We start from the raw sequence: 13,897 nt of genomic DNA on the forward strand, positions 1-13,897 counted from the left end.
TTAAGAATCGAAAATCCGCCGAAGACATAGAGGACAGTTCGACGAACTAGGGCGTTACAACATCATTGGAACGCGATCCGGGAACGGTCTTGGCTGGTGTCGTGTTCCAGAGGATGTCGAAAATTGCATCCCAGCTACGTCGGCTGACTTGCTCGCGGGCGTAGTCTCCCATCATGCGGGCCATCTTCGGATCAGCAGCGAGTTTTTTCATCGCTTGGGCCAACGGTTCGGTTTGCTCGACGGAAACCACGTAGCCGGAACGTCCGTCGGAAACGATCTCGCTAGGCCCGCCTTTGTCAGAAACGATTGCCGGCAACCCGGATGCATGAGCTTCCAAGATGACGTTGCCAAAAGTGTCGGTCGTGCTAGGGAACACGAACGCATTGGCACTCGCGTACGCAGCACTGAGTTCTTCGCCGTGTAGATAACCGGTGAACGCAATCCGCGGATGGGCGAATTCACTTTCCAAAACTTCACGACCAGGGCCATCCCCCACAATCGCTAGTTGCACGTTCGGATCTTCTTCCGCCAACACCGAGAACGCTTCGAGCAACCGCCGAACGTTCTTCTCGCGGGAGATGCGACCAACATAGAGGAACTGAAAACCGTTGCCGAGACCGAACTTCTCGAAGAAATCGGCTTGCCGATGTTCGGGTGAGAAGCGATCCATCTCGATCCCGCGTGGCATGTGCTTCAGCTTGCTGGAATTGAAACCGTTTTCGGTCAACGCTCGCATGTAAAACTGGCTGGGGACGTACACGGTTTCGAGCGGTCCAAAGAACCACCGCATGTACTGCCAAGTCCAATTTTCCAAGTTCACATGCCCGGTGAGTAATCGCACGTACCGTGGGAAGTCGGTGTGGTAAATTCCGCTGACTTTCAGCCCCAGCCATTGTCCCGCCATCCGGGCTGCCAAACCGAGCGGACCTGGCGTGGAAATGATGACTTCGGAAAACTCCTCGCGTTCCATGTACTCCATCAGTTCTAAGAGACAGGGTACACTCAGGACGATCTCGGGATATTCCGGCAACGGGCACCGCGACACGGGCACGAAGTTTTTGACGCGGACGTCCAGGTTCGGCGTTTTGGGCAAGCAAGTCGCGAGCGTGAGATGCTCGCCCCGTTTTCGGGCGACCGCTGCAACTGCTTGTACGGTGCGGGCGACGCCATTGACGTCGGCCACCGTGTCAGACACCCACAGCTTCTTGTTGCTGCGATGTTTCATGTGACGAGCAGCCGGGAAGTGATCCGCGACGGCTTGCAGAAAACGTTCGTCTTTGTGCTGTGTCTTAAAGGATGCCAAATACGGCCAATGGGCAATCGCCGTGGCGGCAGCCAGAGGCAAACTTTGCAAGCATTCCAAGAATTGCCCCCCCGAGACCGACTTTGCCAGGTCTGTGAGGAACAACGATGAAATGCGGCGATTGACTCGGCGTGCGGTCGCGAAGGTTTGCTGCTCACGTGCTTCTCGGCTATTGAGTACCGCGTTATCAGGATGCGGCCCGTCCCAAACTCCCGAGGTATTGGATTCCGGCTCTTCGTCGATCCGTTCCGCCATCCGGTTGATCAGCCGAGTCTCCAAGGCTTCGAAGGCCCGTTTGCTGCTCATTTGCAGTACCGGTGTGATCAAGAGTTTAGCCTTCGTCAGCCAATCGTAATCGCGATTGGTGTCCTCACCCAATAACCGGCGGAAGAGCCAGTCCATCATATCATCGCGGGTGGAATCGTTTGAACGGAACCGTTCCCGGTAACTTTCTCGGGCAATCGCCACAAAACTGTGAGCCAATTGCAAACTCGAACCGTGTTCGCCGGCAGCTACGTGATCGCCGTTGCGAAGGTGGTTTAGAAACTCGTCGACAGTCGCCGCATATGGCGTTTCGGTCCAGGCACTGGCGATGAAAGACCCGCCATGGTCATCGCTGCCGGCAGTGAAAATTTTCTTCCACGGCGTTTCCGACCAGGCCTGCATGCCTTGTCGGTTTTCCATTTCGGTGATGTGTTCCGGTGTGAGTGTGGTCCAAATCGCATGGACCATCTCTGCAGCTCGCGGGTGACGCGCTCCGTTGATGGCTTCAAACCGGTCGAACAACAGCAACAACTTTTCGACATGGTCGACCGTCATTTGATCGTTGACTTGATACAACGGATGCGCGACCGAGTAAATGATGTCTTCGTCGGCGAGATACTGACGGAAGTCGTAAATGTTCTCGCGGAGACGATCGATTTCGGCGAACTGCGTCTCTGTAATTCCGGTCACAAGACAATGCAGGCGACAACCGTCTTCCGGGAATGTCGTGGTGACTTCGGTCGAAATGAAGGTGCCCGGCAAATGGGCAATTTCGAGGGCTCCGTTGATGCAGTCGTGATCGGACAGCGTCACGAAATCCATGCCGGCAGCTTTGGCGCGTTTGTAGACGTCGAGCGGTTCCGTGTAGCTTTCGGCGGAACCTAGCAGCTTGATGTAGAAGTCGGTCGGTTTGTTCGAATGCTTGCTGTGGACATGCAAGTCGGCTTTGCTAGCCATGACAAACTGTTCCCTAGGTAAGGAAGGATTTTTGACGGGAACGCGGACGTCTCGTCGCGATTGGAACACTAGAGCAATTTATCTCTATTGGTAAAGGTTCTTGGCTCGTGGAGGCCGGAAAACATCGGCTTATCCGCAGGCACCACGGGCACAGAAAACCGTATTACGGTCTAGACCATGTCTAGTTTTCGTATGGCAGGTGACGCTGTGTGTTTTCTGGATTACACCATCTGTATGAACGCGACATATCAACTAAATGCGTTCTAAACTCGTTAACGATTCGGAATCGATTTCATTGAGGGTGGGGTCTTGTGTGGTCGAGGGAGCGGCAAAACGGGCCATTTTCTTCTTGTTCGCCGGGACGCGACCGCAGAAGTAGTCGCAAGCCCGGTAATACTTGAGATCCGTCCGCCACAACCGTGTCCACTCTTGATCGCCGATCAATCGCGCTGAAGTCCGTAGCGGCTGACTGAAAAAGTCCAAAAATGGACCAGTCAATTCCGATGGGTCACGGAAACATTCCCAGTCGCAATCAGTGCAATCAGCGGTCTTATTAATCTTGCCGGTATCGAGTTCCCAGAACTTGCCGAGATCCTCGGTGCCACGGTAGCCACAAGGATAGGTGTTACCGTTCTTGGAATCCATAAAGAAAAAGTCGATTCCGCCACGACAACCGTAGCGAGACTTCTCCCCGTCCTGATATTGCTTGATCAACGCCTTGAGCGAGACCAATGGCGTGAAAATCCGGATGTTCGAGCGATGCTGCGGGACCGTGTCGTAGACGGCTTGGAACAGCGGAATCTTCTCATCGGGACGGAATCGCACGATGCGATCGGACGCGGTCGCCGAATAAACCGCAGCCAAAGAATCCCCTTGATCGGGGTCGACACTCATCGGATAACACATATTAACGATCGTAAATCCGAGGTTGGTCGCCTTGCGGTAGAAACGATCGAACCCGTCGCGGAAGTAGTCGTAAATGCGGCGGGGGTCTTCTTCGTCAGCGGGCACTTCCGGGAGCAGTTTGTGGTAATCGCCGCCTGCATTCCGATTGATCCCCAAGTTGGCCGACGGATAGATGCCATACTCGTGGAAGATCGGTAACGCTTTTTCGATGCCCTTAATCACACCGGGCAGCCCACGCATTTGCTCGTGGACTTCGGTGTCGGCGGAGTCGATGCTGATCCAAAATGTGTACAAGTTCGTCTCAGCCAACCGTTCGGCGAAGCGACGCACTTTGGTTTCGAAGTTCGGTTTATCCGAACCACAGAACATGAAACCGTTCGTGCCGGTGCGGATATACGGAATCCCGGCTTTCGACGCACGACCGATCAGGTGGACAATCTCATCCTGATACAGAAACGGTTCGCCACCGGTGAATGAAACCGATTGCACACCCTTTTCAGCAGCAGCGTCGATGGCTTTCTCGACGGAGGCAACATCGAGTGTCGACCGATCATACTTGTTCTGCACCCGCATTTCGCATTGTGGGCAACGGGCGTTACAGCGATCACTGAATTGAATGATCAACTGTCCCGGTATACGCCCCCGAATCAAGCTTTTGATGTTCTGCCAAGAGAACGGACCCGGTTTATGGGGCATGTCGAGAGTCCCCGCCTTTCGAGAGTGTCGATCAAGATTGCTGCGTGTTTGTCTCATGCAGTGAACGTAGTATCGCATAACGATTTGGATTTGTTAAGAAAAAGATGAATCCTTCAAGAAGACATACCGTTTTTCCCTGAATTTGGGCCCCGGAAATTACCGAGATCACCCGCAGGGCTGTTTTGGGTCGTGCGGTGATCGTCGATCGTCCAAGCTTGGCAGCGAGTCTAGGAAGATTTGTTGCTCAACCGTTCACCGCGAAAAAACTCCTCACCGAGCGAGTCCGGTTTTCCTGACTGGTTGCGAAGTTCGAGCCGCTTCAACATTGGTTGGATTCTTACCGCCTGCCCGATACACTCGGAGATAGTTCCGCGCTCTTACCTGCGTCCTTTGGCAGGTTGGTCCCGATGACGGCGTGGCTGTTCCGAAACGGCTTCGAAACGGCAAGCTGAAATGAGTGATACGACTTTGAATCCACCAACTTTCGAGCCGAGCCAATGTGCCGACTTACTTCGAGCTTGGCTCGCTCGGCAAGCGTCCGCCGATGCTCTCACCTGGCTGGAGGAACGCACCGAGAAAATTGCCGCCGGCGAGCAACGCACGTTGTTTCTCTCCTTCGGAATGGCACCTCGGAAAGTGGGCAAAGCCGACTTGCAGCTCTCTGACGACGACTTGAAACAAGCCGAAGCCGCGCGACCCGGTTGGCAACCGAACGACTGGACCCTCGACCAAACCGCTCGTACCTTGCTGTTGCTGTCGTATCCGTCGACCGATCAGGAACGCTTCGTCGAGACGCTCGACCAACTCTTCGCGGCTGGCGAAGTCGGCGAGTTGGTCGCGTTGTATCAGGCGATTCCCGTACTGCCACACCCCAATGTCCACGTCTTGAGAGCTGCCGAAGGCCTGCGGACGAACATTCCCGCCGTCTTCCGGTCAATCGCTCATGGCAACCCGTATCCCGCGGAACGTTTGGAGGAGGGGCGTTGGAATCAGATGGTGCTCAAGGCGTTGTTCATTGACTTGCAACTCGACCCAATCGTGGGTCTCGACCAACGTGCCAATACCACGCTGATGCGAATGCTGATCGACTACGCCCATGAACGCTGGGCCGCCGGTCGGAACGTGAGCCCGGAACTTTGGCGGTGTGTCGGTCCATTCGCGAACGAAACGGCCATCAAAGATTTGACACGGGTCTTGGAGAAAGGCCAACCGCTCGAACAGCAAGCCGCCGCGCTGGCATTGTCCCAATGTCGTCAATCATCCGCCGCCGAAGCCCTTCGCACCAACCCGGACCTCGAACGCCAAGTCCGCGACGGCAAACTCACGTGGCACGTTATCGCCGAAAACATGAATCCGCACTAGCAGCCAATACAGAAGCAAAACGGGCATGCGACGAACATTGGTCTTGAGCGCGAAAGTCCTTTTCTACACTGGTTTGGCTTTTGAGCTTCTCCTCGATCTCGCACTTTTCAATCTCTGCTGGAAACATTCGTCGACTATCGAACAATTAACAGTCATCGATGCAAGGTTGGTGAGTCAAAAGCGGGCATGGTATGAACAATTCAAGAGAGGCGGTCGCTTTCCCGGGCGCGTTCTAACGAAACCTCCGTCCCACGTTGAACCGATCTCACCTGGGTTAGTGCTTGATTCGAAGCTGGAAACAAAACGAAAGTTATTGAAAAACGATCAAGAACTGTTAGACGTCAAGATTCATGCTGCAAGACGCATTCGTTGGAACGGACGAATTCTCGTAGTCGCTTCATTTGTCGTTTTCTTCATCGACTATTGCTTGAAACGATCATGGCAGCCCCGAATGGAGTCTCTCAGTGACGAAGAAATCTGGCAGGAGTTGGATCGGCTTTGGGAACAACAAACGCAGAAACCATCTGAGTGACCATATACCGATCTGAAACAACGACAATTTGAACTTTGATTGGAAGCCGGAATGCGAATTATCGATCCTCACATCCACGTGACATCCCGTTCGACTGACGATTACGAAGCGATGGCCGCCGCCGGGGTGGTGGCGATTATCGAACCGGCGTTTTGGCTGGGTCAGCCACGGACGAAAGTCGGAAGTTTTCTCGATTACTATTCCAGCCTGGTCGGCTTCGAGCGTTTTCGGGCGGCTCAGTTCGGGATTCGCCATTACTGCTGTATCGGGCTGAATTCCAAGGAAGCCAACAATGTGCCGTTGGCTGAGGAAGTCATGGAGGCGTTGCCGTTGTTCTTGGCGAAAGAGGGCGTGGTCGCGGTCGGTGAGATCGGTTTCGACGACCAAACCGCCGCCGAGGAACGCTTCTTCCACGAGCAAGTCGAACTCGCCAACGAAGTCGATTTGCCGATCATGATCCACACGCCGCACCGTAATAAAAAGGTCGGCACGAGTCGTAGTATGGATCTGCTCGAAGAGCATGGTGTCTCGCCGAGTCGCGTGGTGATCGACCACAACAACGAAGAAACCGTGAAAGAAGTGCTCGACCGCGGCTACTGGGCCGCGTTCACGATTTACCCGAAAACCAAGATGGGCAACGAGCGGATGGTGGAAGTCGTCCGGCAATACGGTTCGGAACGGATCATCGTCGATTCCGCCGCCGATTGGGGCGTGTCCGATCCGCTCGCTGTTCCGAAGACTGCGAAACTTATGCTCGAACGTGGCATTCCTGAATCGCAAGTCGAAGACGTCGTCTACCACAACGCCCTTGCTGCCTATGGTCAAAGCGGGCAGATGAACGAAGAGGATTGGCTCAAACCGCAGCCGATCGATCAACGCAATCTCTTCGCCGGCAACAGCGTCCTCCGAGGCGGACAAGAACCCCGCGTCGATAAACCAAACGACAAATCGACCATTATCGAATAAGTACCCGAAAGTGTGGCATGCCCACGGCTTTGCGTGGGCATGATTAAGATATCGGATCTTATTGGTAACATGCCCACCCCAAGCTGTGGGCATGCCACACCCCAGATGACCATTTCAAAGCGTTTAATCTTGCCAACGTTCTAACACCGTCGCGCCCAAGTGCCCGCCGAAACCGAGCGAAAGTTTCAACAGCCGTTTCAATTTGGGTATTGCATGGGGTTGGTTCGTGAGATTCAACGGGCACGCGGGGTCGGGGTCGTCACAGTTGACAGTGCCGGGAAGAATTCGGTCACGCAACGCAAGCAGACTGATCGCAACTTCCACACTCCCCGCCGCACCGAGCAAATGCCCTAAACTCCCTTTAACGCCGCAACACGGAATCGCTTTTTGATTTGCGTCGAACACATTGCGAACTGCTCGGGACTCGTGCACGTCGTTGATTTTGGTCGCAGTGCCGTGAAGTTGGATGGCGTCGATGTCAGACGGTGATAGTTCCCCCTGAGCACAAACCGTTTGGATCAATTGCGTGAGAGACTCCGCAGATGGGTCGAGCGAGGTGAGCCCATCCGCATCGGCCGCTAACCCGCCCACTCGCCAAATGGCCCACGGCTTGACGCCACGTTGTCGTGCTGTCGATTCGCGTTCCAGCACCACGACGGCGGCTCCCTCGCCAAGTGCGAAACCCGAGCGATGACGATCGAACGGTCGGCATGCCGTCGCCGGATCGCTGCCGTCGGTGACTTTCGCGAGGACGCCCATCCGCTGATAGGCTGCGTACAACATCGGCACCAGCGACGCATCCCCGCTGCCCGCGAGCACAATGTCACAGTCGCCCTGCAGGATGAGTTCATACCCTCGTTGTAAACACGCCAGCCCCGTTGTGCAGGCAGCCACCGGGGACAACGCCGCTCCCCGTAAATCGAATTCGCGTGCGATTTCCCGCGCCGGAGTCGAGGGCAAAAGCTGTGTCCAAATCGAAGCCGGATCGTCTGCTGCCTGCGACAACACCGCGAGCGATCCCTTGCTGGTCCCAATCACACAACCGAGTCGATCGCGACGTTGATCCACTTCGGAAAACCGGGCGTCCGTGGCAGCTTCATAAGCGGCTTGCCGAATCAATCGGGTGAGCGGATTCGGTGCGGTTGCGTCCGGTTCCCGAAGCAATTCCGCCGGAGCGGCTAACACGTCCGACGGCCAATTCCCGGTGGCATCACGTTGCTTGAGTTCCGCGGGACCGATTCGACGCACACCGGAACGACCAGCGAGCAAGTTCCGCCATGTCGTTTCTCGATCGATTCCCAGCGTCGTCGTCAGCCCGACGCCACTGATGACAACCGGGTTGTCCCACTTCGCATCAGACACGACGACTCGACTTGCAAACCGCGAACAAGGCCAACCCAGCGAGTCCGCCGACGATCGCATACTCGACGAGAAAACTTTGCGACTGCACCACCTGAGTGGTGGGCGTCGGGGTGCTCGGGGCGGGTGCGTTGTTGGCTCCGTCGTTCGTTTGGGCAGTCACGGGGCGTACGAGCAGGCAGCCCAGAACCAATGTGACAGCCCAACAAACCCGACGGATCATGATTGAATTCCCCAAACGCAACATCACTTTACAACATTTTCGCAACCGGCAACCGCAGCTCACGGAATATCCGTCGCGGGAGCGTTACGGTGCCCCAACTCGTCGAGCGTGGCCGCATCGCGGTGGCAAACTCGTCCACACTCACGCCATAGAAAGCATACGTTTCCTCACGATACCGCACAACCGAGGCATTGTCGAACTCGGTTTGCTCGTAGTCGCCCAGGATTTGGTATGCAAAGACCAACCAGGCCCGAAATTCGTCACCAAACACCCGTTGCCAATGGAGCAGACTCTGAATGTCATCCTCCGTCGCCCAGTTCTCCCATTTCGATTTTCCGGCGGTGGGGAACTGGCGACCTTTCACATCAACAAGCAAATTCGGACCGGTTTCCGAATAGACGATGAAATCGAACGACTTCAGCGACGCATCCTCGATGAGGGCCCGTCGTTGTTCGTCGACGGCCACATACGGAATGCATCCGGCCCGCAAGAACTCCTCGAAGGCGGCATCGTAATGGTTGCTCCGACGGACCATGTGATGTCTCCATTCCATGCCCATTGATCCATACAGATGTTAACCGTCCTAGAGCAAGCAGGCAAGTGGAGACGTACGAATGTCAACTCACTTCTTGTTTGATGTGAGTTGGTTCCGGGTGTTCTTGCGGAAGTTGAGTGGCGTTAATTCGTCGCGGACAGGGGCCAGTTGTTTCCCTTTGAGTCGGTCGAGATTCTTCGCCATTTCGAACCACTTGTCGGCCATTTGCTGGACGCGTTTGGGGTGTTGCTCTGCGAGATCATGGATTTCGGTCCGATCTTCAGCGAGGTTGTAAAGTTCCCAGCGTCCGCGTTTAGCCGAGACAAGTTTCCAATCGCCTTGTCGCAACGCACGGTCCGTACTGAAGTGAAAATACAACGACTCGTGCGGCTCACGTGTGTTGCCTTGGAAGATGGGTAACAACGACTTGCCCTGCAGCGGATCGATCTTGCGGTTGCCGACTTCTGTCGGGTATTGGGCATCGGCGACATCGAGAAACGTCGCCATGAAATCAATGAGATGCCCCGGTTGACGACTGATCGAACCCGGCTCGGTTTTCAATCCGTTCGGCCAATGAGCGATCAAGGGTGAGGAGATTCCGCCCTCGTGCTGGTTCTGCTTATACAACCGAAACGGCGTGTTGCCGACGTGAGCCCAGCTGGCATCGTAGGTCCAGTACGACTTGGGATTCCACGGTTTCAGGTTCCGTCCGCGTGTGCGTTCGAAGGGGCATGCACCATTGTCGGAACAGAACAGAAACAACGTGTTGTCGAGCGCGTTCTTCTGCTTCAAGTCGTCCACGATGCGTCCGACATTTTGATCGAGCACATCGACCATGGCCGCAAAGACCTCCATGCGGTCGGCTTCCCATTGTTGTTCGTCGTCGGGAAGTTCCTCCCACGCCGGAATGTGTTCCGGCCGCGGGCTGAGTTTCCACTTCGCGGGCAATAAACCGGTTTCGATTTGCTTTTTGTGTCGCTGACGACGGACTTCGTCCCAACCGGCATCGTAGACACCGTCGTACTTTTTCACCGCGTCTTGCGGAGCTTGCAACGGATAATGCGGCGCATTGAACGCCACGTACAACAAAAACGGTTGGTCGCTCTCCGCAGCTTCATCGAGGAATTTCAACGCGAAATCCCCGATGGCGTGAGTCGTGTAAAACGGTTGGCCATTGAGTGTTTCGGGAACGTCCCACTTCTCGCCGTTCAAGCGAAAGGTGTTGTCGCCCGTGAAGAAGTTTGTTGCACCAGAGAGGTGCCCCCAGTAGCGATCGAAACCGAAATCTGTCGGCTGTTTGCTGAGATGCCATTTGCCAACCATCGCGGTGAAGTAACCGGCTTTCTTCAGCGCTTCGGCAATCGTCGCCCCGCGACTAAGCGACTCGCTCCCGGCTTGATCGCAATACACACCGGTGAGTAAAGACACCCGCGATGAGTGACACTTCGCCGTATTGTAGAACTGTGAGAGCCGCAACCCGTTCGCTGCGAGTTTGTCGAGATTCGGCGTGTGAATCTCCGAACCATAACACCCGAGATCCGCGAACCCGAGATCGTCCGCCATAATCAGCACAATGTTCGGACGCCCCGGTTCATCTGCGGCACAGCTGGGCTTGGGCAGACCGAGCGACAAGAAAAACGTTGCCACAAGCAATATCACGGTCGCAGGCATTAGCGAAACTCCAATCGAGCGGTTCGGTTCGCAAGAAAAGTCGTCCCCAGTATGCCAGTGACCGTTCCCAGTGGTCAACTTCGACGCACGGGCGTGCGTTCACACCGTCTTCCGTTTGCGACGGCCACCGACGAAGCTGTCGACGACCATATTGCCGAGATCGTTCGCATTGCAGTATGCCGCCACTCCACCGGAGACTTGGCCCATTTGCTCGACGAAGTTCACCAGCCCGAGATAAAAGTAATCTTCAATCAAGGCGAAGCTCGACATCTGAATGCCTTCGTTGGCACAGCGTTTGACTTCGGTCAGCGTGATTTGCCGAGTCTTTTCAGCAGGCGGGTAAATCAACACGATTTCGCGACCTTCGATGTGCGCGGTCGGTTCGCCATCGGTGATCGTGATGATCTGCTTGTTCTGTGCCGGTTGGCGTTTGAGCACTCGCCGGGCGAATTGCAGTCCGGCTTGGATATTCGTGAAGTGCTCGGGGACGAATCCGGGCGGGTTGTCGATCGGAACTCGCATCCGCACGCGTGGATCGTAAATGCTCACCGGTTTCGGGGCGCACTGTAATAACTGACGTTCGGTGAGTGGAGTCGCGTAGGTGTAGAACCCGACGACTTGCAGGAAATCGCCCTGATACCGCCCCCGCACGAGCGCTTGCAATGCCATCGCGACTTTCTTCGCTCCCGCAAATTTGCCGTAGCGGGCCATGCTGCCGGACATGTCGAGCAGAACCACCGTCGCACAGGACGTTTGGTACTCCGTGTCGTGCACGACGAGATCGTCTTCTTGCAGGTGAATCGGCGAACCGCCACCTTGTCGATGGAGCGCGTTCTTCAGCGACTCGTGCATGTTCAAGTTGGAAACCGGATCGCCGTACTCGTACGGCTTGGACTCTTCGTGAATCGTTTGGCCGGCACCACGAAATTCGGTGTCGTGTTTGCCGAGCTTGTCCTTGCGGGCGATTGTAAACAAGTCTTCGAGGGCCTTGTTCTCGACGCGACGAATGCCTTGCGGCGTGATCATATAGTTGCCGTCTTTGTCCTTCTCGACGAAACCGCGTTTGATGAGCATTTCGATCAATTCCGGGTGTTCATCTTCCAAGTCCGGAAGTTGGTCGAGAATCTCCTCGCCATATTGCAGCATGTATTCGCTAATCTGGTCGAACAACTGATCTGCCGATTGCGGCTGAAATTGTTCGGACTCATCGAAGCGGGAATATTCGAAATTCGGCATGGTCGGCGAGTTCCTCAAAAAACTCGGGTGCCACGACTCGGAGAGCCGTGTTTTTCCGTGTTCATCGCTCGGCACGGCTCACAGAACCGTGACGCACTTGTGTTTAGGATAGCGCGTTCTCTGGCGAGGACGAGTCCGAAGATGTCGGAGTGTCTCCGGATTCTTCGATTTTGGCTTCTCGCACGACTTTCCGCCAATACGAACGCACACCCCACGCAAGCAAAATGCCCGCGACAATTCCGATCGCGGTGCCGACGAGAATGAAGTTCCGCCAGCGAATAATCGCGGCGACTTCCGGCACATCGGCTCCGCGAATCGTGCGGTCGATGAGTCCGACAATCACCCCCAGAGCGGCACCGTACAGTCCGGTACGGCGGATGATCGGTGCCCAGGGTGGTGGATGTTCGGTCGAAATTTCCGGCATGATCTTTCTCGATCGTTCAGCGTGCGTCGCGGGTCCCGTTCAATTCTAGGACGTTGCGACGGGAAAAATCGAGAGTGCACGGACCAAAGGGGATGGTCAACGCTGGTAGATCGGCAGCAACTGATAAGCCGGGGTCAATGCCAGAACGGCGAGCGAGGTGGAATATGCCGACCCGAAATTCTTTTCCGTGCCGGTTCCCGGTGGCCAACTGCCGTCGTCTTGTTGCTCTTCGATGAGATTCCGTGCGATCTGCGGGAAAATTTCGTTCCAAGTATCCCCGCCGACTTGAGCCATCGCTTGGCTGCTGTAATACGTCGCCAAATAAAAATAACCGGTCTGCCAGGGACGTGGATAATCCTTCTCGCGAAACCAATTGACCCCCACCGCAAGCCCTTTGTGTTCGAGCCGCCCACCGAGAATCAGGGTGAGCATGGCCGACGCCGTGTTCGCATGCGTGATCTGCGGGTTCTCACCCGGTGCGGACTCTAACGGCCGATACCGGAAGACGCCTTTCTCCTGATCTTTCGGGTCTTCCACATAACACCGTTCGACGTAATCCAACCCTTCGTCGAAGTATTGTTTAGGCACGTTGAATTCCGCATTCCGAGCCGACCGCAAGAACATCAACGCCCATCCGGTGACCGATAAATCCGACGAGGCATTCGGTCCTTCCGGGAAACCGTATCGCCAACCGCCATTGTCTGAAGCGTATTTCTTCTGCCGGGTTTGCACCTCGCGGTGGTAAATCAACGCACGGGCCAGGGCTTCTTCGATTTGTTTCGAACGCTCCGAAGACGTCATCCCGTAGACTTCGCCAAGCATCATCCCGGCAATCGCATGGTTGTACGTGACCGTTTGCGATGGCGTGAGGTGATTTGAAGGCGGTGTGACAGGCAACAGCGAAAAATACCCGCGACGCCGCTGCGTCGAGAGCACAAAATCGATCGCTTTTGAAATCGTTTTTCCATACGGTCCTTGATCGGGCACGTGTCCGCGAGACAGAAATGCCATGATCGCCATCGACGTCACCGCCGGTTGCCCGATTTCATCGCTGGGGAACCGTCCGTCATCCGCTTGCTGTTTCGCCAACCACGCAAGACCTGCATCGATCGAGGATTCCACCCGCGTCCATTCGCCCGGCGGCAATGCACCGCTGAGATTCGTCGTCCGGGAGATCAACGGTTTTTCCGTCAGCTCTCCCTGCCCGAACGTCGTGTTCCCAAGACCGACACACATGATGACGAGCAGAAACAAGCGAAAGACCGAGATCTGCGTGGCATGCCCACAGCTTTGTGTGGGCATGATTAAACTCTTGAGCGTCATTGGCCCATGCTCACCCCGAGCGGTGAGCATGCCACCCAAGCCATTGCCAGAGGTACTCAGCGTGCCTTTTCGGTCTCGTCGCTCGGCACGGCTCACAGAGCCGTGGCACACGTATGTTTGTAAACCACGCACGTTCATGA

General features: G+C 55.6%; 11 protein-coding genes. 2 read left to right on the plus strand and 9 right to left on the minus strand.

The annotated features are described in order from the left end of the window. Positions 1-46: 46 nt before the first annotated feature. Together AC5DDB_RS08230 and AC5DDB_RS08235 are read right to left on the minus strand one after the other, a co-directional pair. The gene (locus AC5DDB_RS08230) at positions 47-2,524 is read right to left on the minus strand and encodes a glycosyltransferase (protein ID WP_491739226.1); all 2,478 of its coding nucleotides are present in this window, start codon (positions 2,522-2,524) and stop codon (positions 47-49) included. 252 nt (positions 2,525-2,776) lie between these two features. Beyond that, positions 2,777-4,126 (minus strand): radical SAM protein, encoded by a 1,350-nt coding sequence (locus AC5DDB_RS08235; protein ID WP_491739227.1) that lies wholly within the window; start codon positions 4,124-4,126, stop codon positions 2,777-2,779. 453 nt (positions 4,127-4,579) lie between these two features. On the opposite strand from AC5DDB_RS08235, the gene AC5DDB_RS08240 reads away from it, so the two are divergent. Together AC5DDB_RS08240 and AC5DDB_RS08245 are read left to right on the plus strand one after the other, a co-directional pair. Next, a complete protein-coding gene (locus tag AC5DDB_RS08240; RefSeq protein WP_491739228.1) occupies positions 4,580-5,488 on the plus strand; it encodes an EboA domain-containing protein in 909 nt (302 codons plus the stop codon). Positions 5,489-6,071: 583 nt separating this feature from the next. Beyond that, positions 6,072-6,986: a TatD family hydrolase gene (locus AC5DDB_RS08245; RefSeq protein ID WP_491739229.1), complete on the plus strand. Its 915-nt coding sequence runs from the start codon at positions 6,072-6,074 to the stop codon at positions 6,984-6,986. 123 nt (positions 6,987-7,109) lie between these two features. Here AC5DDB_RS08245 and AC5DDB_RS08250 read toward each other — a convergent pair whose 3' ends face one another. The 7 genes from AC5DDB_RS08250 to AC5DDB_RS08280 all read right to left on the minus strand — a co-directional run bounded on the left by AC5DDB_RS08250 (position 7,110) and on the right by AC5DDB_RS08280 (position 13,895). Continuing rightward, positions 7,110-8,348, minus strand: coding sequence for a beta-ketoacyl-[acyl-carrier-protein] synthase family protein (locus AC5DDB_RS08250; protein ID WP_491739230.1), 1,239 nt, complete (start codon positions 8,346-8,348; stop codon positions 7,110-7,112). Beyond that, positions 8,341-8,568: a hypothetical protein gene (locus AC5DDB_RS08255; RefSeq protein WP_491739231.1), complete on the minus strand. Its 228-nt coding sequence runs from the start codon at positions 8,566-8,568 to the stop codon at positions 8,341-8,343. Before AC5DDB_RS08255 ends, AC5DDB_RS08250 begins: the two co-directional genes overlap by 8 nt. Positions 8,569-8,596: 28 nt before the next feature. Continuing rightward, complete coding sequence (locus AC5DDB_RS08260) at positions 8,597-9,103, minus strand: HYExAFE family protein (RefSeq protein ID WP_491739232.1); 507 nt, start codon at positions 9,101-9,103, stop codon at positions 8,597-8,599. Positions 9,104-9,190: 87 nt separating this feature from the next. Next, positions 9,191-10,774: an arylsulfatase gene (locus tag AC5DDB_RS08265; protein WP_491739233.1), complete on the minus strand. Its 1,584-nt coding sequence runs from the start codon at positions 10,772-10,774 to the stop codon at positions 9,191-9,193. A gap of 99 nt (positions 10,775-10,873) precedes the next feature. Beyond that, positions 10,874-12,010 (minus strand): VWA domain-containing protein, encoded by a 1,137-nt coding sequence (locus AC5DDB_RS08270; protein ID WP_491739234.1) that lies wholly within the window; start codon positions 12,008-12,010, stop codon positions 10,874-10,876. 103 nt (positions 12,011-12,113) lie between these two features. Beyond that, entirely contained in the window at positions 12,114-12,434 is a 321-nt protein-coding gene (locus tag AC5DDB_RS08275; RefSeq protein WP_491739235.1) for a hypothetical protein, read from the minus strand. Between the two features lie 96 nt (positions 12,435-12,530). Beyond that, positions 12,531-13,895: a prenyltransferase/squalene oxidase repeat-containing protein gene (locus AC5DDB_RS08280; protein WP_491739236.1), complete on the minus strand. Its 1,365-nt coding sequence runs from the start codon at positions 13,893-13,895 to the stop codon at positions 12,531-12,533. Positions 13,896-13,897: the final 2 nt, after the last annotated feature.

The organism is Thalassoroseus sp., assembly GCF_984380535.1.

Excerpts from the sequence above, each read along its gene's own strand:
- AC5DDB_RS08255 (WP_491739231.1), bottom strand. The coding sequence starts at position 8,568 with ATGATCCGTCGGGTTTGTTGGGCTGTCACATTGGTTCTGGGCTGCCTG.
- AC5DDB_RS08270 (WP_491739234.1), bottom strand. The coding sequence starts at position 12,010 with ATGCCGAATTTCGAATATTCCCGCTTCGATGAGTCCGAACAATTTCAG.
- AC5DDB_RS08265 (WP_491739233.1), bottom strand. The coding sequence starts at position 10,774 with ATGCCTGCGACCGTGATATTGCTTGTGGCAACGTTTTTCTTGTCGCTC.
- AC5DDB_RS08230 (WP_491739226.1), bottom strand. The coding sequence starts at position 2,524 with ATGGCTAGCAAAGCCGACTTGCATGTCCACAGCAAGCATTCGAACAAA.
- AC5DDB_RS08235 (WP_491739227.1), bottom strand. The coding sequence starts at position 4,126 with ATGCCCCATAAACCGGGTCCGTTCTCTTGGCAGAACATCAAAAGCTTG.
- AC5DDB_RS08280 (WP_491739236.1), bottom strand. The coding sequence starts at position 13,895 with ATGAACGTGCGTGGTTTACAAACATACGTGTGCCACGGCTCTGTGAGC.
- AC5DDB_RS08260 (WP_491739232.1), bottom strand. The coding sequence starts at position 9,103 with ATGGTCCGTCGGAGCAACCATTACGATGCCGCCTTCGAGGAGTTCTTG.
- AC5DDB_RS08275 (WP_491739235.1), bottom strand. The coding sequence starts at position 12,434 with ATGCCGGAAATTTCGACCGAACATCCACCACCCTGGGCACCGATCATC.
- AC5DDB_RS08240 (WP_491739228.1), top strand. The coding sequence starts at position 4,580 with ATGAGTGATACGACTTTGAATCCACCAACTTTCGAGCCGAGCCAATGT.
- AC5DDB_RS08245 (WP_491739229.1), top strand. The coding sequence starts at position 6,072 with ATGCGAATTATCGATCCTCACATCCACGTGACATCCCGTTCGACTGAC.